This window comes from Mesorhizobium australicum WSM2073, assembly GCF_000230995.2.
Classification (GTDB): Bacteria; Pseudomonadota; Alphaproteobacteria; order Rhizobiales; family Rhizobiaceae; genus Mesorhizobium; species Mesorhizobium australicum.
In genome coordinates this window covers 4351734-4372838 of sequence record NC_019973.1, presented here as the reverse complement: position 1 = coordinate 4372838, position 21105 = coordinate 4351734, and the positions used below count along the sequence as shown (strand labels likewise).

General features: G+C 62.2%; 17 protein-coding genes. 10 read left to right on the top strand and 7 right to left on the bottom strand.

Going from position 1 to position 21105, the window contains the following annotated elements; translation table 11 throughout:
* Nucleotides 1-14: 14 nt before the first annotated feature.
* On the bottom strand, nt 15-1409 hold the full coding sequence (locus tag MESAU_RS21015) for a M48 family metalloprotease (protein WP_015318035.1): 1395 nt from the start codon (nt 1407-1409) through the stop codon (nt 15-17).
* Between the two features lie 147 nt (nt 1410-1556).
* Here MESAU_RS21015 and MESAU_RS21010 point away from each other — a divergent pair, with 147 nt between their 5' ends.
* Together MESAU_RS21010 and MESAU_RS21005 are read left to right on the top strand one after the other, a co-directional pair.
* Nucleotides 1557-2705 (top strand): pyridoxal phosphate-dependent aminotransferase, encoded by a 1149-nt coding sequence (locus MESAU_RS21010; RefSeq protein ID WP_015318034.1) that lies wholly within the window; start codon nt 1557-1559, stop codon nt 2703-2705.
* 4 nt (nt 2706-2709) lie between these two features.
* Entirely contained in the window at nt 2710-3657 is a 948-nt protein-coding gene (locus tag MESAU_RS21005) for a glutaminase (protein ID WP_015318033.1), read from the top strand.
* A gap of 92 nt (nt 3658-3749) precedes the next feature.
* Here MESAU_RS21005 and MESAU_RS21000 read toward each other — a convergent pair whose 3' ends face one another.
* On the bottom strand, nt 3750-6704 hold the full coding sequence (locus tag MESAU_RS21000) for an Rne/Rng family ribonuclease (RefSeq protein ID WP_015318032.1): 2955 nt from the start codon (nt 6702-6704) through the stop codon (nt 3750-3752).
* 649 nt (nt 6705-7353) lie between these two features.
* Between MESAU_RS21000 and MESAU_RS20995 the strand changes: the two genes are divergently transcribed.
* From MESAU_RS20995 to MESAU_RS20960, 8 genes are all read left to right on the top strand, one after another.
* Nucleotides 7354-8631, top strand: a complete 1278-nt coding sequence (locus tag MESAU_RS20995) for an N-acetylmuramoyl-L-alanine amidase (RefSeq protein ID WP_015318031.1) — start codon at nt 7354-7356, stop codon at nt 8629-8631.
* Between the two features lie 214 nt (nt 8632-8845).
* Nucleotides 8846-11290, top strand: a complete 2445-nt coding sequence (locus MESAU_RS20990) for a penicillin-binding protein 1A (protein WP_015318030.1) — start codon at nt 8846-8848, stop codon at nt 11288-11290.
* 124 nt (nt 11291-11414) lie between these two features.
* Nucleotides 11415-12546, top strand: a protein-coding gene (gene prfB / locus MESAU_RS20985) for a peptide chain release factor 2 (RefSeq protein WP_015318029.1) whose coding sequence is annotated in 2 segments (ribosomal slippage) — nt 11415-11480 and nt 11482-12546 — 1131 coding nt in all. Because the reading frame shifts where the segments join, the coding sequence is not laid out codon by codon here.
* A 183-nt stretch (nt 12547-12729) separates the two neighbouring features.
* Complete coding sequence (locus MESAU_RS20980) at nt 12730-12915, top strand: hypothetical protein (RefSeq protein ID WP_015318028.1); 186 nt, start codon at nt 12730-12732, stop codon at nt 12913-12915.
* A 216-nt stretch (nt 12916-13131) separates the two neighbouring features.
* On the top strand, nt 13132-13500 hold the full coding sequence (locus MESAU_RS20975; RefSeq protein WP_015318027.1) for a hypothetical protein: 369 nt from the start codon (nt 13132-13134) through the stop codon (nt 13498-13500).
* 114 nt (nt 13501-13614) lie between these two features.
* Nucleotides 13615-13983, top strand: a complete 369-nt coding sequence (locus MESAU_RS20970; protein WP_015318026.1) for a GFA family protein — start codon at nt 13615-13617, stop codon at nt 13981-13983.
* 133 nt (nt 13984-14116) lie between these two features.
* On the top strand, nt 14117-14767 hold the full coding sequence (locus tag MESAU_RS20965) for a YiaD family glycine zipper/OmpA-like lipoprotein (RefSeq protein ID WP_015318025.1): 651 nt from the start codon (nt 14117-14119) through the stop codon (nt 14765-14767).
* A gap of 253 nt (nt 14768-15020) precedes the next feature.
* The gene (locus tag MESAU_RS20960; protein ID WP_015318024.1) at nt 15021-15626 is read left to right on the top strand and encodes a hypothetical protein; all 606 of its coding nucleotides are present in this window, start codon (nt 15021-15023) and stop codon (nt 15624-15626) included.
* A gap of 151 nt (nt 15627-15777) precedes the next feature.
* Here the strand turns inward: MESAU_RS20960 and MESAU_RS20955 are convergent, their stop codons facing one another.
* From MESAU_RS20955 to MESAU_RS29645, 5 genes are all read right to left on the bottom strand, one after another.
* Nucleotides 15778-17361 (bottom strand): DEAD/DEAH box helicase, encoded by a 1584-nt coding sequence (locus MESAU_RS20955; RefSeq protein WP_015318023.1) that lies wholly within the window; start codon nt 17359-17361, stop codon nt 15778-15780.
* A 192-nt stretch (nt 17362-17553) separates the two neighbouring features.
* The gene (locus MESAU_RS20950) at nt 17554-18327 is read right to left on the bottom strand and encodes an NAD kinase (RefSeq protein ID WP_041163462.1); all 774 of its coding nucleotides are present in this window, start codon (nt 18325-18327) and stop codon (nt 17554-17556) included.
* Nucleotides 18328-18584: 257 nt separating this feature from the next.
* The gene (locus tag MESAU_RS31280; RefSeq protein ID WP_015318021.1) at nt 18585-18989 is read right to left on the bottom strand and encodes a hypothetical protein; all 405 of its coding nucleotides are present in this window, start codon (nt 18987-18989) and stop codon (nt 18585-18587) included.
* Entirely contained in the window at nt 18986-20170 is a 1185-nt protein-coding gene (gene glf, locus MESAU_RS20940) for a UDP-galactopyranose mutase (protein WP_015318020.1), read from the bottom strand. The genes MESAU_RS31280 and glf overlap by 4 nt, the downstream gene beginning before the upstream one ends.
* 15 nt (nt 20171-20185) lie before the next feature.
* Nucleotides 20186-21070 (bottom strand): hypothetical protein, encoded by an 885-nt coding sequence (locus MESAU_RS29645; protein ID WP_140717317.1) that lies wholly within the window; start codon nt 21068-21070, stop codon nt 20186-20188.
* Nucleotides 21071-21105 lie beyond the last annotated feature (35 nt).

The following is a 21105-nucleotide window of genomic DNA, read 5'->3' as shown; positions in this document are numbered from 1 at the left end:
GAAGGTTCATGAGATTACTGGCTCTTGCCTGACGATTTGTAGTTTATGATGTCCTGGGCGCGTATCCAGCGCGGCTCGCCGCGCTTCATCTGCTGTTGCGCCCGCATGGCGAAGATCTTGGCATCCTTGTAGTTGCCGGAATAGAAATGGCCTTCGGCGGTGGCAAGCTCCGCGCCCGGTATGTCTCCCAGCTCCCCGTAAGCCTGCGCCAGATAACGATATCCGGTGGAGTTTTCCTTGTCGCGGCCCAGGCCATTGTTGATCTGCACGACAGCTTTCTTCAGCGAGTCTGGCGTGCCGACCGCCATCAGCGCCTGGCCAAGCGAGACAGGCAGCAGGCCGGACCGTGCCGGGTCGAGGCTGACCGCCTTGGAATAAGCGTCGGCAGCATCCGCGGGCTTGTTGGCTTTCATCAGAATATCGCCGAGCAGCTCCTGGAAGTAGGCATTCTTGGGCTGCGCCTTGATCAGGGCGTTGGTCTTGGTGAGCGCCGCGGCGATGTTGCCGTAGAGATAGGCCGACTGGGCATCGCCGTACAGCGCCGCCATGCTGCCCCGCATCTTTTGCATCAGTCGCGTCGCGGCGGCCTGGCCTTCCATGTAGACGGCAATCTTCACCCGCATCATGTCGTGGCGCTGCTGCAGTGCCGGCGCGTCGATCTTGTCGACATTGGGGCTCTGTTTGACCAGCACCTCGAGGTTGGCGATGCGGTCCTGCGGCATCGGGTGGCTGATCCGGTAGGGATCGACCTGCGCGCCCGACAGCGATAGCGCGGTCTGGAAGCGGTGGAAGGTCTTCAGCATGCCCATGCCGGACTGGCCGGTGGCATTGAGATAGGTGATGGCCGAGCGGTCGGCCGTGATTTCCTCGGTGCGCTGGTAAGCGAGGATGCTGCGCTGCGCCATCTCGCCGCCGCCGGCCGCCACGCCCATGCCGGCGCCGGCAAGGCCGCGGCTGTTCGTGGTCGCACCGGCAACGATCGCGCCGGCACCGAGCAAGGTGGCGATGATGGCCATGGTCTTGGCGCGTTCGAGCTGGTCGCGCAGCTTCTGCTGGTGGCCGCCGGCGATATGCCCGGCTTCGTGTGCGATGACGCCGATGATTTCGTTCGGCGTCTCAGCCGTCATCAACGCGCCGGTGTTGATGAACAACCGGCGCCCGGTGACGAAGGCGTTGAAGCTGGAATCGTTGACCAGCACGATGTCGATGCCGTCATTCGCCAGCCCGGCGGCCCTGAAGATCGGCCGTGCATAATCGCGCACCAGGGCTTCGATCTCGGCGTCGCGGACCACTGGCACGCCTTGGGCGAAGGCGGTCTGCGAACCGGCAACCGCAACCGCGGCGGCAAGCGAAACCGTCGCGAAGACACGCGCTGCCCGGGCAATCGTCGATCTGGGTCGGCTCAACATAATGTGTCCACTGGTAGACGAGCGGGCGAAAGATGAAAAGTCGGCGCCTGAAAAACTTCCTCAACTTGTGATCCTCACATCAATCGGGCATTTGTGCGGCGCATGCGTCAGGACCTGGCGCGCTCAATCCTCGGGACAGGGGTAAAAATGGTCGTTTCGCTCTCCCATCGCGGCAATGTCGAGCCGTTCCACGCCATGGATGTGCTGGCCGAAGCGAACCGGCTGAAGGTCCTGGGCATACCGGTGATTTCCATGGCGGTCGGCCAGCCATCCGATCCAGCGCCCGTACGGGTTCGCGCCGCCGCCGCCAAGGCGCTGGAGGTTGGACGCATAGGCTATACCGACACCTTGGGTCTGGCACCGCTGCGCAAGGCGATCGCCGGGCATTACGCGGATCATTATGGCCTCGATGTCGACCCCGGCCGGATCGCGGTGACCGCCGGATCGTCGGCGGCCTTCAATCTCGCCTTCCTGGCGATGTTCGACCCGGGCGACCGGGTCGCCATCGCCGCGCCCGGCTACCCCGCCTATCGCAACATCATGGCAGCCCTTGGCATCGACGTGGTCGAAATCGAGCTCGGCGACGCGGCTTATCTGCATGCTAGCCATCTGGAAGCCGCGCATCGCGAGGCGCCGCTGAAGGGTGTGCTGTTTGCAAGTCCGGCCAATCCGACGGGCGCCGTCATCCCAGTCGACGAACTGGCGACGCTGGTCGCCACGGCGGAATCGCTCGGCATCGCCGTCATTTCCGATGAGATCTACCATCGGCTGGCCTATGGCGCCCCCGACACCACGGCACTCGCCTTCAGCGGCAGCGTGACGGTTATCAACTCCTTCTCGAAATACTACTGCATGACCGGCTGGCGCATCGGCTGGATGGTTTTGCCGGAAGAACTCGTGCGGCCGGTCGAGCGCATCGCCCAGAGCCTCTACATCTCGCCGCCGGAGCTGTCGCAGATTGCGGCGATCGAGGCTTTTGCCGCAACCGAGGAACTGGAGGCGGTGAAGGGACGCTATGCCTGGAATCGCGAGCTCTTGATTAAGCGTTTGCCGGAGCTGGGTTTTCCCCTGGCGGCGCCCATGGATGGCGCCTTCTATGCCTTTTGCGATGTCACCCGGCACAGCAATGACAGCATGGTCTTCGCCCGCAGGATGCTGGCCGAGGCGCATGTTGCAGCGACACCCGGCCGCGATTTCGACACCAGGGCGGGGCATCGCACGATGCGGTTTTCCTATGCTGGCAGCCACGACGACATGGTCGAGGCGATGGCGCGCATCGAACGCTGGTTGAGGTAGCGTCATGCCGGAAGTCGAACAGGCCCCCAAACTTGATCAAGCATTGGCGGAAGTCGCGGCGGAAATGGCGGAACGCACCGATCGCGGCGATGTCGCGACCTATATTCCCCAACTGGGCAAGGTCGACCCGAAGAAATTCGGCATCGCGGCCGTTACCAATGATGGCCGCACGCTCGTGGCCGGCGATGCCGACCAGGCGTTTTCGATCCAGAGCATCTCGAAGGTGTTCACCCTGACGCTGGCGCTCGGCAATGTCGGCGATGCGCTGTGGAAGCGGGTGGGGCGCGAGCCCTCCGGCAACCCGTTCAACTCGATTGTCCAGCTCGAGCATGAGAACGGCATTCCCCGCAATCCGTTCATCAATGCCGGTGCCATCGTCATTTCCGACATCCTGCTTGCCGGTCACCAGCCGCGCGAGGCGATCGGCGAGATACTGCGCTTCATCCAGTTCCTCGCCGACGACGAGACGATCATCATCGATCGCGAGGTCGCGGCTTCCGAACGTGCCACTGGCTACCGCAACTTCGCGCTCGCCAATTACATGAAATCCTTCGGCAATCTCCATCATGCACCGGAACTGGCGCTGGGCGTCTATTTCCACCATTGCGCCATCGCCATGAGCTGCCGGCAATTGGCGATGGCCGGTCGCTTCCTCGCCAATGGCGGCAAGAACCCGGCAACCGGGCATTCCGTGGTGTCGGCGGAGCGGGCGCGGCGCATCGGCGCCATGATGCTGACCTGCGGCCACTATGACGGCTCTGGCGATTTCGCTTTCCGCGTCGGCATCCCCGGCAAGAGCGGCGTCGGCGGCGGCATATTGGGCATCGTGCCGGGTGTCGCCTCGCTCGCCGTCTGGTCGCCTGGCCTCAACGCCAACGGCAATTCCAAGCTGGGTTCGATCGCACTGGAAAAGCTCGCCAGGATGATGAACTGGTCGATCTTCGCGCCTTAGAAACGTGACCTGCCGATAAGAAAAATCCCGCGCCGTTCATTCGATCGGCGCGGGATTCTTTGTCAGAGAATCAATTCAACGATTTGAAAAGCTTAGAAAAAGCCTTTCCGCTGCCACCAGCCGGCACGCTTCGGCTTTTCTTCGGTCTTGACTTCAGGCTCATCGGCGACGGTCGAGGAAACCACCGGTACGACAGGCGTATCAGCGGCTGCCGCCTTGCGGCGCGATGGCCGGGCCTTCGGCGTCTCCTCGGCGGCCGCTGCCTCGTCCGATGCCGTGGCTGGCGTTTCGGCGGATGCCTGCACGGCCAGTTCCGCGGTCGGCTCCTCGGCGACGGCTTCGGCGGCCGCCTTCTTCGGCTTGGCTGCGCGACGCGGTTTCTTGGGTTTCTCGGTGCTTGGCACCTCGTCGCTCACGGTAGCCGCGGGTTGTTCGACGGCGGTGGCAGCCACCGGCTCGATCGACACAGGCTCGCTTAGCGAAGCATCAGCTTCGGCGGGCTCGGTCGTTTCGCCGGCTTCCGCCTCGGTCTCGCCTTCACCGTCTTCGCGACGGTTGCGCTTGCCGCCGCGCTTGCCGCGCCGACGCTTCTTGCCCTGGCCATCGTCGGGCGCTTCCGCCGTTTCGACGGTCCCGGTTGCGGCGACCGCAGCCTCGTCGTCCACCTCGGCATCGCCATGGTCCGCAGCGCCTTCCGGCGCGGAGAAACCGTCATCGGACGTGGCGAGGGAAGCGCCGTCGGTCGGGGCGCCATGCTCGCGGTCGCGGTCCTTGCCGCCACGCCGCCTGCGGCGCTTGCGGCGTTTGCGATCGCGGCCTTCGCCGTCCTCGCCGGATTTGGGCTGCTGATGCTGTGGCTGCTGCGCGTGGCGCGGCTGTTCGGCCTGGGCCGGCGCCTCGTCCTCCTCCTCGGCGACGACGATCTCGTCCTCGGGCTCTTCCGGCTCGACATAGGCCGGCAGGCTGCGCACCTCGACGAAACCTTCCGGCTTTTCGGCCAGCGCGCCGCGGAAGATCGCGTAGTGCTGGGCACCGACCGCATCGTCTGCCTCGATGGTGATCGTCAGGCCGAAGCGGCTTTCCAGTTCCACCAGCGTGCCGCGCTTGTGGTTGAGCACGTAGAGCGCGGTCGCGGCCGGCGTGCGCACCGTGATGTGGCTTCGCGAATCCTTGAGCAGGAACTCCTCGATCGCCCGTACCACCATCAGCGCCACCGACGAATCGGACCTGACATGGCCGGTGCCGCCGCAATGCGGGCACGGCTTCATGGTCGATTCCAGCACGCTGGCGCGGATGCGCTGACGCGACATCTCCATCAGGCCGAAATGCGAGATACGGCCGACCTGGATGCGAGCACGATCGTTCTTGAGGTGATCCTTCAGCCGCTTCTCGACGGAGCGGTTGTTGCGGTTCTCCTCCATGTCGATGAAGTCGATGACGATCAGGCCGGCAAGGTCGCGCAGCCTGAGCTGGCGGGCGACCTCCTCGGCTGCTTCCAGATTGGTGTGGAGCGCGGTGTCCTCGATCGAGTGCTCCTTGGTGGAACGGCCCGAATTGACGTCGATGGCGACCAGCGCTTCGGTCTGGTTGATGATGATGTAGCCGCCGCTCTTCAGCGTCACTTGCGGTTGCAGCATGCGGTCGAGCTGCGCCTCGATGCCGTTGCGCACGAAGATCGGCGTCGTGTCGCGGAACGGCTGAACCACCTTGGCGTGGCTCGGCATCAGCATGCGCATGAAATCCTTGGCCTCGCGATAGCCCTCTTCGCCGGAGACGAGAATCTCGTCGATGTCCTTGTTGTAGAGGTCGCGCACCGAGCGCTTGATCAGGCTGCCTTCCTCATAGACGAGGGCAGGGGCCGTGGACTGGAGCGTGAGGTTGCGCACGTTCTCCCACAGCCGCATCAGATATTCGTAGTCGCGCTTGATCTCGGCCTTGGTGCGGCTCTCGCCTGCGGTGCGCAGGATGACGCCCATGCCTTGCGGCACTTCGAGATCGGCGACGACCTCCTTGAGGCGCTTGCGGTCGACCGCGCTGGTGATCTTGCGCGAAATACCGCCGCCGCGCGCAGTGTTCGGCATCAGAACGGAATAGCGGCCGGCGAGCGACAGATAGGTGGTGAGCGCCGCGCCCTTGTTGCCGCGCTCTTCCTTGACGACCTGCACCAGCAGGATCTGCCGGCGCTTGATCACTTCCTGGATCTTGTACTGGCGGCGCACCGGCTTGCGGCGATTGCGCACTTCCTCGAGCGCGTCCTCGGCGCCGACCGATTCGATCTCATGATCGTCCGGATGGGAAGAGGATACTTCCTCCAGCATGCCGCGATCATTGTCGGTGGAGGTGGCTTCGCTGCCCTGTTCGGCATGCGGGATGGGCTCGGAAATCACGTCGCCTTCGACGGACGCGGCGATCGACTTGGGGGGGCCGTCGTTGGTCTCGCCTTTATCCTGTTCGGAAGAAACCTCGTCCTGTTCGGATGCGTCGGCGTATTCCGAGGCGTCGGATGCGTGTTCCGTGGTCCCGGAAACGTCAGCCATGTTCTCGGCGACAACATCCGGGCCATTGTCATCTGGCCCATTGTCGTTGTTTTCGTCTGCCTCGCCGGCGGCTTCGCTTGCCTCGCCGGATTCGGCCGTGCCGGCATCGCGCCTGTTTTCACCACGGTCGCGGGGCTTGCCGCCGCGCCGGCGACCGCGCCGTCCACGATCCCGGCTCTGGCGATCGTCGCCTTCGCCGTCCTCGTTCTCTTCGTCCTCGGCCTCCTGCGCTTCCGCGCGCAGCAGTGCCTGACGGTCGGCGACCGGAATCTGGTAGTAATCGGGGTGTATTTCACTGAAGGCGAGAAAACCGTGACGGTTGCCGCCATATTCGACAAAGGCTGCCTGAAGGGAGGGTTCGACGCGCGTTACACGGGCGAGATAGATATTTCCTTTGAGCTGCTTCTTGTCCTGGGATTCAAAGTCGAATTCTTCGATACGGTTACCGCGTACGACGACTACGCGTGTTTCCTCCGGGTGGGAGGCGTCTATCAGCATTTTGTTGGGCATTATTTCGTTTCCTCCCGGCAGCCGTCAGCCGCAGCTTGCAAGGCAAAGCCCGCTGCTGCGTTTCTGGTGTGTGGGTGCCGGATGTCTGAATGTCCGCCGGACGCTGCCTGCGTGTCATGGCGGTGCCGCCCGCAGCCATATTGGCGCGGTTTGATGCGGACCTTTCCATGATTGCGCTTGAAGCCATCGTCACCAGCAGAACCTTTTGAACCAAAGCCCGGAAACCGGACCAGCTTGTTTGCTCATACAGAGCCGGCGCGGGAACAAACCCGGCCGTTTTCCTCACGCAGGCGATTCCCCCGCCACGGGAGCACACCTGCGAAATTCGTCGCAATCACCTGAAGCCTTTTCGCGTGAAGCGAAAGGAGCCGCCTTTCATCTGACCCTGTAGCAGGAAGCTGCGGAGGAGGGCGGTTCCAGGATTGCAGTGATCCACCATCGCTTTTATGATTTGGCGGGTTGGAAGGCAACCCCGATTTCCGATGCCGGCAAAAAGCAGTTCCGTAGCGTAAGCCTGGCCCCGTCCTTGCGTGAAAAGGCTTGGTTAACCTTCTCTGGATACCAATCGTTAATCGAGCTCGCGGCCTAACCGGCATGTTGACGAAACGAACCGGCGCCTGGCGCCAAACCGGGAGCGACTGGAAGAAAGATGGGACTGGCGGACTTCACAGACAAGGGATGTCGTGTTGGCGGCCAGGTTCTCCGTGCCTTCTGTCTCCTGCTGCTGGTGGCGATTTCCCAAGTCTTTTCCCCTGTAGCCTTTTCCATGGTTGCCAATGCGGCCGACGCTCCGCTCATGGCCAAGGGCTACAAAATGGCCGGCGATGCCACCAAGATGCGCATCGTCATGGATTTCGATCGCGAGCCTGACATCAAATGGTTCCTGCTGCGCGGACCCAATCGCCTTGTCATCGATCTTGCGAACACCCGATTTGCCATCGATGCCAAGGATCTGAAGCCGCGTGGCCTGGTCAAGGGCGTGCGGCTCGGCGAGCTCGGCGAGGGCGTCTCGCGACTGATCCTCACCGGCAAGGGGCCGTTCGCCGTCGACAAGCTCGATGTGCTCAAGAACGAGGACGGAACCGGCTACCGCCTTGCCGTCGACATGTCGGCGGCCTCCGAACGTGAGTTCGACGCCGCTCTTGCCAATCAGGCGCTGACCACCGGTTCCACGGTTTCGACCGACAAGGGCGGCCGGGTCGGAACCGGGCCTGTCTCCAATCCAGGCCACCGATTCACCGTCGTCATCGACCCCGGCCACGGCGGCATAGACGGCGGTGCCGAAGGTTTGAACGGCACCATCGAGAAGAACGTCACGCTGGCCTTTGCCGCGGAGCTGCGCGACAAACTCGCGGCCGCCGGCCGATACGATGTCTTCATGACCCGGGATACCGACGAATATCTGCGCCTCGACGACCGAGTCCGCATTGCCCGCCAGCATGAGGCCGATCTGCTGATTTCGATTCATGCCGACACGATCAGCGTCAAGGGAATCCGCGGCGCCACCGTCTATACCGTTTCCGACAAGGCCTCCGATCCGGAAGCGCAGGCGCTGGCCGACCGTGAAAACCTGTCCGACCAGTTCGCCGGCATGGTCATCAAGAACGACAGCAAGGAAGTGACCGACATCCTGATCGACCTGATCCGGCGCGAGACGCACACCTTCTCGATGAGTTTTGCCCACACATTGGTCGGTCAGCTGTCGACCAGCGTCGGTCTTATCAACAATCCGCAGCGTTCGGCCGGGTTCAAGGTGCTGAAGGCCCCCGACGTGCCGTCCGTGCTGGTCGAGCTCGGCTATCTCTCCAATGCCAAGGACGAGGCGCAACTGCTTGACGCCGAGTGGCGCGGCAAGGCAGCGCAAAGCATCACCAATGCCGTGGCATTGTTCGCTTCCGCGCGTGCCGGGGCTGGAACCGGAGGTTGACAATGCCCGGCGGCGCCTGCAACCAGAGGCGGCGTTGCGCGATGACAACACCCTGCGCTTTTATTTCGAGCTTGCGGCTGCGAAATCAGGGCTTGCCGTATTTTGTCCACATGGTGGCGACATGGGTTTTCGATTACGGGTTGGGACCGGCTCGAAAGCTTGCGTGAAAGGCGGCTTCGTTTAGGAAATTCCCGAACCAAGGACTGGAGCGGGTATGATTCGTCTCATTGGCTATTTCTTCGGCATAGGCACGACGCTGGCCCTCCTGGCCGCGGCGGGCGTTGCCCTCTACATCGGCCATGTAGCGAAGGATCTGCCTGACTACGAAGTGCTGGCAAAGTACGAGCCTCCGGTGACCACCCGCATCCATGCCTCGGATGGCGCGCTGATGGCCGAGTACGCGCGGGAACGGCGCCTGTATTTGCCGATCCAGGCTATCCCGGATCGCGTCAAGGCTGCCTTCCTGTCGGCTGAGGACAAGAACTTCTACAGCCACCCCGGTGTCGATATAACGGGCTTGGGCAGAGCGGTTATCACTTACGTTTCGGGTGGCCCCATGCAGGGCGGCTCGACGATCACCCAGCAGGTTGCCAAGAACTTCCTGCTCACCAACGAGCGTTCCCTGGAACGCAAGGTCAAGGAGGCCATCCTCTCGTTCCGCATCGAACAGGCCTATTCCAAGGATCGAATCCTCGAGCTCTATCTCAACGAGATTTTCTTTGGCTTCAACGCCTATGGCGTTGCCGGTGCGGCACTGACCTACTTCGATAAATCGGTGAACGAGCTGACCGTGGCCGAGGCCGCCTATCTGGCATCGCTCCCGAAAGGTCCGGCCAACTACAATCCCTTCAAGCACGCCGACCGGGCAATTGAACGGCGAAACTGGGTCATCGGCCAGATGGTCGAGAACGGTTACGTGACGCCTGAAGAGGGCGCAAAGGCGAAGGCCGAGCCGCTTGGCGTTGCTCCGCGCCGCAGCGGCTCCTACCTTTTCGCCGGCGAGTATTTCACGGAAGAGGTCCGTCGGCAGATCATCGCCCGCTATGGCGAGAACGCGCTCTATGAGGGCGGGCTGTCGATTCGCACCACCCTTGACCCGAAGGTCCAGCTCATCGCCCGCAAGGCGATGCAGAATGGATTGATGAAATACGATACTTTGCGTGGCTATCGCGGGCCGTTGAAGACGATCGATGTCTCCGGCGATTGGGGTGTGCCGCTGGGCGCCGTCAAGGGACTGGAAGACGTTCCCGAGTGGTCGCTGGCCGTCGTGCTCGACAGTTCGGCGTCCGGGCTGTCGATCGGCCTGCAGCCCGCACGCCAGGCGTCGGGCGATATCGTGAAGGAACGCGTCGAAGGCACCGTCAGCAAGGAAGACATGGGCTTTGCCATGCGCCATGTGGTCGACGGCAAGACGGTCAAGGCCAAGTCACCGGCCGACGTGCTGAAGCCGGGCGACGTCATCTTCGTCCAGAAGAACGACGGCTCCGACAATACCTACAGCTTGCGCCAGGTTCCCGAGGTGGAAGGCGGACTGATCGCGATGGATCCGCACACCGGCCGCGTGCTGGCCATGGTCGGCGGCTTCTCCTATTCGCAGTCCGAATTCAACCGCGCCACCCAGGCGATGCGCCAGCCGGGTTCGTCATTCAAGCCCATCGTCTATTCGGCCGCACTCGACAATGGCTATACTCCGGCCTCGGTGATCATGGACGGACCGATCACCATCCAGAGCGGCAACACCACCTGGACGCCGAAGAACTATGACGGCACCGTCGCCGGGCCGGCAACGCTCCGCTCCGGCATCGAGAAGTCGCGCAACCTGATGACGGTGCGGCTTGCCAACGACATGGGCATGAAGCTGGTGGTCGAATATGCCGAGCGCTTCGGCGTCTATGATCATCTGGCGCCATATTTGCCGATGGCGCTGGGTTCGGGCGAGACGACCGTCATGCGCATGGTTTCGGCCTATTCGATCATGGCCAATGGCGGCAAGTCGATCAAGCCGTCGCTGATCGATCGTATCCAGGACCGCTACGGCAAGACCGTGTTCAAGCAGGACGAGCGTGGCTGCGAAGGCTGCAACGCTCCTGAATGGAAAAACCAGCCCGAGCCGGAACTGGTCGACAATTCCGAGCAGGTGCTCGATCCGATGACCGCCTACCAGATCACCTCGATGATGGAAGGCGTCGTCCAGCGCGGCACCGGCGCCACAATCGGGGAACTTGGCCGCCACATCGCCGGCAAGACCGGCACCACCAACGATGAGAAGGACGCATGGTTCATCGGCTATACGCCGAACCTCGTGGTTGGGCTCTACATGGGCTACGACACGCCGCGCGGCCTCGGCCACGGCGCCACCGGCGGCGGTCTTGCCGCCCCGATCTTCAAGGACTTCATGCGTGTGGCGCTGGACGGCACGCCCAATGTCGACTTCAAGGTGCCTGACGGCATGAACCTGATCGCCATCAACCGCAAGACCGGCATGCGCTCCTCCTCGGGCGATGCGGGCACCATCATCGAGGCTTTCAAGCCGGGCACCGGCCCCGCCGACAGCTACTGGGTGATCGGCATGGGTGCCGATGGTTCCAACGCCTCGGGCGGCGCGCTGTCGCCGCAGGCCAACCAGGCCATCCAGGACGGCGGCGGCGGCCTTTACTGACGAATTCACGCGTCCAGTTGGGCCAGCCTCCGGCTGGCCCATTTCGCTTTACACATGGCGGCACCGTCCCTATGTATCGCGCCGACCGAAGCGTCATTTCAGCAACAGGACAAAACATCAGGCCATGCGCGCGGAAACGCAGAATATCGTCGACGAGATCAGGCAGGCGATAACCCTGCTGAGGAGGCATCTTTGACTGGGATCAGGCCATAAAGCGGCTTGAATACCTGAACGTGCGGGCCGAGGACGCCAGTCTCTGGAACGAACCGCTGGAAGCGCAGAAGCTGATGCGCGAGCGCCAGGGCCTCGAGGAAGGCATCGCGGCGGTCAAGGGCCTGACCCAGGCGCTGGAAGACAATATCGGTCTCATCGAGCTCGGCGAGGAAGAGGGCGACGAAGGCGTCGTCGCCGAAGCCGAAGCCGCGATCCGTTCGATGCAGGGCGAGGCCAAGGCCCGACAGGTGGAAACGCTGCTCTCGGGCGAAGCGGACGCCAACGACACCTATCTCGAAATCCATGCCGGCGCCGGCGGCACCGAGAGCCAGGATTGGGCCTCGATGCTGTTGCGCATGTACACGCGCTGGGCCGAGCGCCGCCGCTTCAAGGTCGAGGTGCTGGAAGTGCATGACGGCGAAGAGGCGGGCATCAAGTCCGCGACCTTGCTGATCAAGGGCCACAATGCCTATGGCTGGATGAAGACCGAATCCGGCGTCCACCGCCTGGTGCGCATCTCACCCTATGACAGCAATGCGCGCCGTCATACGTCCTTCTCCAGCGTCTGGGTCTATCCTGTCGTCGACGACAGGATAGAGATCGACGTCTCTGAATCCGACGTGCGCATCGACACCTATCGTTCATCGGGTTCGGGCGGCCAGCACGTCAACACCACCGATTCGGCTGTGCGCATCACCCATATCGCCACCGGCATCGCGGTCGCCTGTCAGGCAGAACGCTCGCAGCACAAGAACAAGGCCAAGGCCTGGGAAATGCTGCGCTCGCGCCTCTACGAGGAAGAGCTGAAGAAGCGCGAAGCGGTGGCCAATGCCACTGAGGCATCGAAGAGCGACATCGGCTGGGGTCACCAGATACGCTCCTACGTGCTGCAGCCCTATCAGCTGGTCAAGGATCTGCGCACCGGTGTCGAAAGCACCAGCCCCTCGAGCGTGCTCGACGGCGACCTCGACGACTTCATGGAAGCTTCGCTATCGCAACGCATCGAGGGCGGCGCGGGCGAAGCGGTGGCGGATCTGGATTAGGCTGCTTGCGCGGGCAATGATCGCAAGCCGTTCGAAAAGCGGACGTATTGTCGTGCGGCGCCCGGTGTTGGTCTCAAGTGTTCGCCGGTGCGGCGCGACAAGTTCGTGGTGATTGGGTCCCGACTCGGCATATCGCTCTGGTGCGGGAAGGGGCTTTTCTTCCTCCCAAAGCGAGCGCGGCGCATGTTCGCCGTTCGGCCGGCTGCTTATACCTTCTTCGGCTGCAGGGTGGCTGATTTTCCTTTGCGGACGATCGTCGGCACTGTCACCGGCAATCAAGAGCATGTGATTGGATTTGAGCGGCTGGAACCACTGCGGGCCAATCCCGTTGTTTGCATGCCCCGCCTGCCGGGAACTTACCTGGCTTGAATCTCGTCAGCGGTAGCAGTGTGTTATGGCGTGCGCTCATATCTGGGCGCAGCGGCTTCTTGCGCCGACCAAGGAATCAGCCCAGCATCCAAATGCTGGGAGACAAAAAGCATTTATGGCCGGACGCGGCATATCTGCGACTGATGATCCGGCCACTGGGAAGACACGTTCCGGGAACGGGCAGGCGAAATGCTTGACGCTCGAAAGGAACGTCCCATGTCTGCTGCCACGCCCAGATCGGCCCGAGCCGTTCAACCGGTCGGCCGACTTATGTTTTCTCTGTTTGCCGTCGCGATGTTCGCGCCTGCGGCCTTTGCTCATGATGCCAAGCCCACGGCAGCAAAGCCGCAGGGTTGGAGCTATCCGTTCGCCTGCTGCGCCAACTATGACTGTCGTGCCACGCACACCGGCGAAGTCCTGGAAAAGCCCGAAGGCTACGTGATTGCCGGTACCGGCGAAGTCGTTCCGATGACGGACAAGCGCGTCAAGGACAGCCCTGACGGCGAATTTCACTGGTGCGCGCATCAGGCCGGTCTCGATGCCGGCAAGACGATATGCCTGTTCGTGCCGCCGCGCTCATTTTGAGACGCGCCGACAGTTGAAGTGCATTGGCGCAAAGGCTGCTGACGGCCAGTTGTCAGGATCGCTTCTTTATGGTGCCTTGCCGCCTGGGCGGCGGACAATGGAGAGGTGATATTCATGGCCATCAAGGGAAGCTGCCACTGCAAGGCGACGATGTTCGAGGTGTCGGAAGCGCCGCAGACGGTGACGCAATGCACCTGTTCGTTCTGCTCGAAACGCGGCTCGCTTTGGGCCTACTATACCCCATCGCAGTTCAAGCTCGTCACGCCGCTGAAGAATGTTTCCTTTTATCAGTGGGGCTCAAAAACCGTAAAGCATGGTTTTTGCGCAACCTGCGGCTGCGGCACCTTCACCGAAACGCCGGACTGGTCGACCGGCGAGCCGGATTTCGACAATCCGAAGATCAGCGTGAACGCGCGGCTGTTCGATGATTTCGATCTCGATAAAGTCGAAGTGGTGGTCATTGACGGCAAGAATCTCTGGTAGCCACACCGGGCGGCCAACTGGATAATCGGCAGGCGCTTTTCCCGTTCCGTTTTTCGCCGCATTTCATGCTACAAGTCGCGGCAAGGGCTGATTTGGCGCCATCGTAAGGCGTGACTTGGAGAGGGACCATCCTATGAAGAAGACCGTGCTCGTCGTTATGGCGACGGCTCTGCTCGTGACCGCGTGCACCACCACCGATCCGTATACGGGCGACCAGAAGATTTCGAACACGGCGGCGGGCGCGGGCCTTGGCGCTCTGGCCGGTGCCAGCCTTGGTCTGCTTGCCGGCGGCAATGATCGTCGCAATGCGCTGATCGGCGCCGGCATCGGCGCGCTGGCCGGCGGCGCCATTGGCGCCACTATGGACCAGAACGAGGCGGAACTGCGCCGGCAGCTCGAGGGCACCGGCGTCAGCGTCACCCGCAGCGGCGACCAGATCATCCTCAACATGCCGTCCGACATCACCTTCAACACCGACCAGGACGCGGTGAAGCCCGGCTTCTACCAGGTGCTGAATTCGGTGGCGCTGGTGCTGAAGAAGTTCAAGCAGACCACGGTCGACGTTTTCGGCCACACCGATTCGACCGGTGGCGACCAGCACAATTTCGACCTGTCGCAGCGCCGTGCCCTGGCGGTCGCCAATTATCTGTCCGGCCAGGGCGTTGACCAGCGCCGCTTCGCCGTCACCGGATTTGGCAAGACGAGGCCCGTCGCCTCCAACGCCACGGCCGAGGGCCGGGCCCAGAACCGACGCGTCGAGATTCAGCTTTCGCCGCTCACCTGAGCAGGGCCGTGTTTGTCACGCTAAACGGCCCCCAATGGGGGCCGTTTTCATCCAGGCGTATACTGGCGGTGCCAGTTTCGTGACAGCAGTCAAATAAAATTAGCAATATCTAATAAGTTCTTTTCCGCAGCCGTGGAAAGGATTAGCATTGCCGCGTTCCAAAGGGGATGGGGCGGTTTAATCGGCCGCGCAATCAACGACTTTGCCGCCGCCTCGGTCTTGCACGGCCAGATCAGAAATCTGGGAGGAATGCATGACAAGAACAGCCAGCCTTGGGCGCTGCGGCGTCCTCGCTTTGACAGGTGTTGTAGGTGCATGGTTGGGCCTCGCCACGGCTCATGCCGAGGACGCCAACAAGGCCGACATGGACGCGTTGAAAAAATCGCTCGCCAAATATCAGGACTACACCGCCGCCGTCCGCGATCTCTATCTCTCGACGGTCGGCTGCGTCTACTACAGCGGAGAAAAGATACCCGGCTCCATGGACTATCCGAAAGGCGCCATGGGCATCCACTTCGTCAACGTTCCAAGCGTCGGCCAGAAACTCGACCCGATGAAGCCCAACGTCCTGATCTACGAGCCGACCAAGAAAGGCCTGAAGTTGGTCGGCGTGGAATGGCTGGTGCCGCTAACCCCGGACATCAAGGCGCCGCCGAAGCTGTTCGGTCAAACCTTCATGGGCCCGATGGAGGGACATTATCCGCTCATCCCGAAGGAGTTCGTCCACTACGATCTTCACGCCTGGCTCGATGACAATCCGAACGGCATGTTCAGTCCGACGAACCCGAAGGTGAAATGCAACAAGGCCGAGTTTCCGATGCTGGAAAAACCGACCAAGATGATGTCCGGGCCGATGTGAACTGGAGCGGACCAGCGTTCGCCTGAATCGCCCCACCTGCTTGTTTCCACGCAATTCGCGACGGAAGAGCGCTACGCGGCTTTTCCTCGAATTGCTGTCGGCTGCAGGGCAAAAAAGAAGGCAAGCCGGCCAGGCGGCTTGCTGGCTGGAATCAGACCTTGGCGACGATGCGCATGAAGGCCGGCATGTCGTCGCCGAAGCCGACCGTGGCGTCGTTGTCTTCCTGATGGTGGCGGGCAGGGCGGTTGTTGCTGCGCTGCGGCCTGGTGTCGCCGCGCTCAGGGGCGCGGGGCTCATTGCGGTCGGACGATTTGCGCTCGGTGTTTTCCGAGCGGATTGCATCCTTGCGCGCGCGCCGTTCGACAATATCGGCCGTCTCGGCCACATCGGGCTGCTCCTGCGGCTGAGCAACCACGGCCGAGGCATCTTCCTCGCTGTGTCTGCCGCGACGCTCGCCGCCCTTCTTGCGCCCGCCCCTGTCGTTGCGGTCCTCGTCCTTGCGGCCGGCGCGGCGTGGCGCGCCTTTGCCGCGGCGCGGAGCATCGTCCTCGCCTTCGCTGGCAACCACCGTCGACAGGTCGCCGTCATGCCACTCGATCTTGGTCCCGATCAGCCGTTCGATGGCGTCGATATATTTGGTGTCGGACTTGGTCGCGATGGTGAAGGACTTGCCGGAGCGTCCGGCACGGCCGGTGCGGCCGATGCGGTGGACATAGTCCTCGGCATGGATCGGCACGTCGTAGTTGAAGACATGGCTGACATCGGGAATGTCGAGGCCGCGCGCGGCGACATCCGAGGCGACGAGATAGCGCAGCTTGCCGTCACGGAAATTGGCCAGCATCTGCATGCGCGCGCGCTGGTCCATGTCGCCATGCAGCGCACCGGCATCGAAATCATATTTCAGCAGCGAGCGGAACAGCTCCGAAACCTCGATCTTGCGGTTGCAGAAGATGATCGCGTTCTTCAGCTCCGCATCCTCGGCCTTGATCAGGTTGCGCAGCGTTTCACGCTTGTCCCAAGGCTTCGAGCCCGATTTGACCAACCGCTGGATGATGTTGGTGGCCGCCGAAGCGGCCTTGGAGACCTCGACGCGCACCGGCGCATGCAGGAATTTTTCCGTCAGCTTGGTGATCTCTGGCGGCATGGTCGCCGAGAAGAACAGCGTCTGCCGGGTGAACGGGATCATCTCGCAGATACGCTCGATATCGGGAATGAAACCCATGTCGAGCATGCGGTCCGCCTCGTCGATGACGAGGATCTCGACGCCGTTGAGCAGCAGCTTGCCGCGCTCGCGATGGTCGAGCAGACGGCCAGGCGTAGCGATCAGCACATCGGCGCCGCGCTCCAGCTTTTTGTCCTGTTCGTCGAACGACACCCCGCCGATCAGCAGCGCGATGTTGAGCTTGTGGTTCTTGCCGTATTTGACGAAGTTTTCCTCGACCTGCGCGGCAAGCTCACGCGTCGGCTCCAGGATCAGCGTGCGCGGCATGCGGGCGCGGGCACGGCCCTTTTCCAGCCGGGTCAGCATCGGCAGCACGAAGGACGCGGTCTTGCCGGTGCCGGTCTGGGCAATGCCCAGCACGTCCTTGCCGAGCAAGGCGTGCGGGATCGCACCAGCCTGGATCGGCGTCGGCTGGAGATAGCCGGCATCGGTGACTGCGGAAAGCACCTTCGGCGACAGGCCGAGGTCTGAAAAGGTCAACGCTTCTTGAGCGATCGTCGTGTCTGAGGACAAGTGTTGCTGTCTTTGGCTGGTTCGGGGAAGCGCAACGTCATTCGTCGCGGCAAGCGCCACGCGCCTGCAAGATTGGTATTGCGATTAGGCGCAAGCCCGCGATTTGTCAACAGAAACGGGTAGGATTGGCGCGATTGTGAAGTTGTAACCTTAATCGCGATGCCTAATCCGGCCTCCTGTCACTGTGCCGGCTCAGTAACGGAACTGTTCGGCCAGGATGCGTTCGTTCCAGGAGTGGTTGGGATCGAACAGCAAAGTCGCGGTGGCCGTTGGCGATTCCCGCACCGTGACCGAGGTCACCGCCTTGACCTCCGTGTGGTCGGCGGCCGCGTTCACCGGCCGCTTTTCCGACTCCAGAATGTCGAAGCGCACGGTCGCCTTGTTGGAAAGCAATGCGCCGCGCCAGCGTCGCGGACGAAACGGGCTGACCGGCGTGAGCGCCAAAAGCGGCGCGTCGAGAGGCAGGATCGGGCCGTGCGCGGAAAGATTATACGCGGTCGATCCGGCCGGCGTCGCGATCATGACGCCGTCGCAGTTCAGTTCCTCGAGCCGTATTTGGTCATCGATGCTGATGCGGATCTTGGCCGTCTGGTAGGATTGGCGCCACAGCGCCACTTCGTTGATCGCCAGTGCCGTGACGTGTTCGCCATCCGAGGTGGTTGCCAGCATCTCCAGCGGGCGGATCGTTTCGGCGACCGCCGCCGCGATGCGCTCGGTGAGCCCCCCGGACCGGTATTCGTTCATCAGGAAGCCGATGGTGCCACGGTTCATGCCGTAGACCTTTTTTCCCGTACCCATCGTGTCGCGCAATGTTTGCAGCAGAAAGCCGTCGCCGCCCAGCGCCACCACGACGGTCGCCTCGGCGACCGAACATTGGCCATAGCGCGCCGACAGGCTATCCAGCGCCGCCTTGGCGTCTGCTGTGTCGGAAGAGACGAAGGCGATGCTGTTGGTGGCTGTGCTCATGGCTCCCCGATCGCGACCGATTGGCGCCGGCAGGTTCTGGCGCCAGCGCCGGGGTAGCATGGGGCAGGCACGTCTGCAAAGAGAGCCTCTGTCAGCCCATGAGGCGAGGGTGCGGCAGGACCGGCGCACCAGCCGGTCGCGGTTGATGTCACGGCGCGAGCGAATGTGATGGTTAAGGCCGGGCTTAAGGTCTCGTAAAGCCGGATCGATCATGTTAGCCGGCATGGGTGGCGTGGGGCGCCCGCAGCACGACCTTGTCACTTCGGGACGCAAAGGACGCTGCGGCAGTTCAGATATGCGTGCATGAACCCGCGGTTCTCGATGCCAGGGGATATGCGCCAGCCAGACGAGGCCGACATATTGCCGGTAGCACGCCTGATCATCGTCTTTCTCATGTTGGGAAGTTTCGCGCTTGTCTTCGCAGAACTGGTGCGCCAGTCGGAAGAAACGAGCGCCAGGCCGATCCCCACGGCGTCGCGTTGCGGCGATGCCGCCGGCATGCCTTGCCCGCAAAGGGCGCTATAGGTCAAACACCGCATCGGTCCGCACCAGGGGATCCGGCGTACTTTCGAATGGTTCAGGAAGCGGATAGCCGCCGATGGCAAATCGGCGGCGACGACCTGAAAACCGGAGATTTGCGGCTTCAGAACCCGGCCCGTCATGTCGAACGCGAGACGGAATCGAGCCGACCGGCGAAATAGGGCTCGAGCACGGTTTCGAAGACCTTAAGGGCGGCGCCGATCGCCTGATGCATATCGAGATAGCGGTAGGTTCCCAACCGTCCCCCGAGGTGCAGGTTTTTCTCCGCACCCGCCCGGTCGAGATAGCGGCGATAGACCGCCTGATCCTTGCGCGTGTCGATCGGATAATAAGGCTCGTCGGCGCGGCCTGCGAAACGGGAATACTCGCGGCCGATGAGCGTCTTGGCGCTCCCGTGCTGGCGCTCCGGGTTGAAATGCCGGAATTCGACCACGCGGGTATAAGGCACGGCCTCGTCCGCGTAGTTCATGATCGCCGTGCCCTGATGGTCCGGCGTGTCCATGACCTCCAGATCGATATCAATGGTTCGCCAGCCGAGTTCGCCTTCGCTATAGTCGAAGTAGCGGTCGATCGGCCCGGTGTAGACGACCGGCAGGTCCTTCGGCAGCAAGGACTTGATGTCGAAGAAGTCGATGCCAAGCCGTGTTTCGATAAGCTCCTGCGCCAGCATCTTTTCGAAGATCGCCGTGTAGCCGTCCACAGGCTGGCCCTGGAACCGGTCGTTGAAATAGCCGTCCTCGAATGTGTAGCGAACCGGCAGGCGCGCGATGATCTGGGCCGGCAGTTCGCGCGGATCCGTCTGCCATTGCTTGGCGGTGTAACCCTTGATCAAGGCCTCGTAGAGAGGGCGGCCGACCAGGGAGATCGCCTTCTCCTCAAGATTGGCCGGCGGACGGTCGCCAACTTCCGTCGCCTGCTCGGCAATCATGTCGCGTGCCTCGTCCGGACTTAGCCGCCTGCCGAAGAACTGGGACATCGTGGCAAGGTTGATCGGCAGCGGATAGACCTTGTCGCGATATGTCGAGAATGCACGATGGCGATAGGCGGTAAAACCGGTGAAGGCACGCAGGTAATTCCAGACCTCCTCGTTGGATGTATGGAACAGATGCGGCCCGTAGCGATGGATCTCCACACCGGTGACAGGATCTTGTTCGGTGTAGGCATTGCCGCCGATGTGCCGGCGCCGGTCGATTACCAGCACGCGTCGCCCGAGTTGCGTGGCGATGCGCTCGGCAAGCGTTGCACCGTAAAAACCAGCGCCGACAATGAGGATTTCGGCCTTGCCCAGCAGGGTCCTGTCCATTCGCGTATCCGAACCTTAGGGCTTGAGAATTATTTGGGACAGATCGACGGACTTGGAATACTGCCTGCGCAGAAGGCGCCATAACAATTCCCTCAATCGATTCGCCTGGCGAAAGGCTTTCCTGTCCAAGAGATAGTCGGCCACCATACGCAGGCCGATCATCGATTTCGACCGCCAGCGCCGGCCTTTTCGATCGACGGCCTCATAGGACAATGGAAAAAGCTCGCCAAATCCATATTGCGACGCCAATTGGCGATATTCCTTGTCGGGCGTTCTTCCTGACTCGAGCATCGCTGTTTTCAGGTGAGCTCCCACCGGCCGGGTGTGGCGGACCGGCAAGGCGTCGAACACGGCAGATGTTCCACGGTTTTCTTCGGCAAGCCTGGTCCACAACAAGTCCAGACCAAAACCGCTCATGGAGTGTTTGAACAGAGGCAGCATCTTGGCCGCTACATCGGCTCTCAGGCAGGGGGCCATGATCTCGATCGTGTCTACCAGGCGAAACTCGAAGCTCTTGCAGCGGAGGAACGGGAGGTGGGAATAATAGCTGTCCAGCGTCAGTGACGGCTGGCCGATATGGAGGCCAAGCCGGCGCATGTTGGCGAACATCGCCTCGATGGTCGCCCGGTCTGCTTCCAGATCGTCGTCCGGCAGCCAGACATACTGGTAGCGGTCAAGAAGTTCGGGCTGTTGGCTCAGCAGAGCATGGATGCCATCCCATTTGCCGCCCTTGTAGTCGACTCGGTTTTCAAGCGGCAGCCGAAACGCAGATGGATCACTTCCGAAGTAGCTGACGATCAAATCAAATTCACAATTGGGATCGTCCGCCCCCCATCCACGATGGAGAGATTTGTCGCCTGCCCTGACTATCACGAGATTGCGGTGTGTGGTGTTCGTCAAAGTCCTGCTTCCGACACTCATACCCTCAATCCGGG

Coding starts and splice junctions, on each gene's coding strand:
- MESAU_RS21015 (WP_015318035.1), bottom strand. CDS start 1,409: ATGTTGAGCCGACCCAGATCGACGATTGCCCGGGCAGCGCGTGTCTTC.
- MESAU_RS21010 (WP_015318034.1), top strand. CDS start 1,557: ATGGTCGTTTCGCTCTCCCATCGCGGCAATGTCGAGCCGTTCCACGCC.
- MESAU_RS21005 (WP_015318033.1), top strand. CDS start 2,710: ATGCCGGAAGTCGAACAGGCCCCCAAACTTGATCAAGCATTGGCGGAA.
- MESAU_RS21000 (WP_015318032.1), bottom strand. CDS start 6,704: ATGCCCAACAAAATGCTGATAGACGCCTCCCACCCGGAGGAAACACGC.
- MESAU_RS20995 (WP_015318031.1), top strand. CDS start 7,354: ATGGGACTGGCGGACTTCACAGACAAGGGATGTCGTGTTGGCGGCCAG.
- MESAU_RS20990 (WP_015318030.1), top strand. CDS start 8,846: ATGATTCGTCTCATTGGCTATTTCTTCGGCATAGGCACGACGCTGGCC.
- MESAU_RS20980 (WP_015318028.1), top strand. CDS start 12,730: ATGTTCGCCGTTCGGCCGGCTGCTTATACCTTCTTCGGCTGCAGGGTG.
- MESAU_RS20975 (WP_015318027.1), top strand. CDS start 13,132: ATGTCTGCTGCCACGCCCAGATCGGCCCGAGCCGTTCAACCGGTCGGC.
- MESAU_RS20970 (WP_015318026.1), top strand. CDS start 13,615: ATGGCCATCAAGGGAAGCTGCCACTGCAAGGCGACGATGTTCGAGGTG.
- MESAU_RS20965 (WP_015318025.1), top strand. CDS start 14,117: ATGAAGAAGACCGTGCTCGTCGTTATGGCGACGGCTCTGCTCGTGACC.
- MESAU_RS20960 (WP_015318024.1), top strand. CDS start 15,021: ATGACAAGAACAGCCAGCCTTGGGCGCTGCGGCGTCCTCGCTTTGACA.
- MESAU_RS20950 (WP_041163462.1), bottom strand. CDS start 18,327: ATGAGCACAGCCACCAACAGCATCGCCTTCGTCTCTTCCGACACAGCA.
- MESAU_RS31280 (WP_015318021.1), bottom strand. CDS start 18,989: ATGACGGGCCGGGTTCTGAAGCCGCAAATCTCCGGTTTTCAGGTCGTC.
- glf (WP_015318020.1), bottom strand. CDS start 20,170: ATGGACAGGACCCTGCTGGGCAAGGCCGAAATCCTCATTGTCGGCGCT.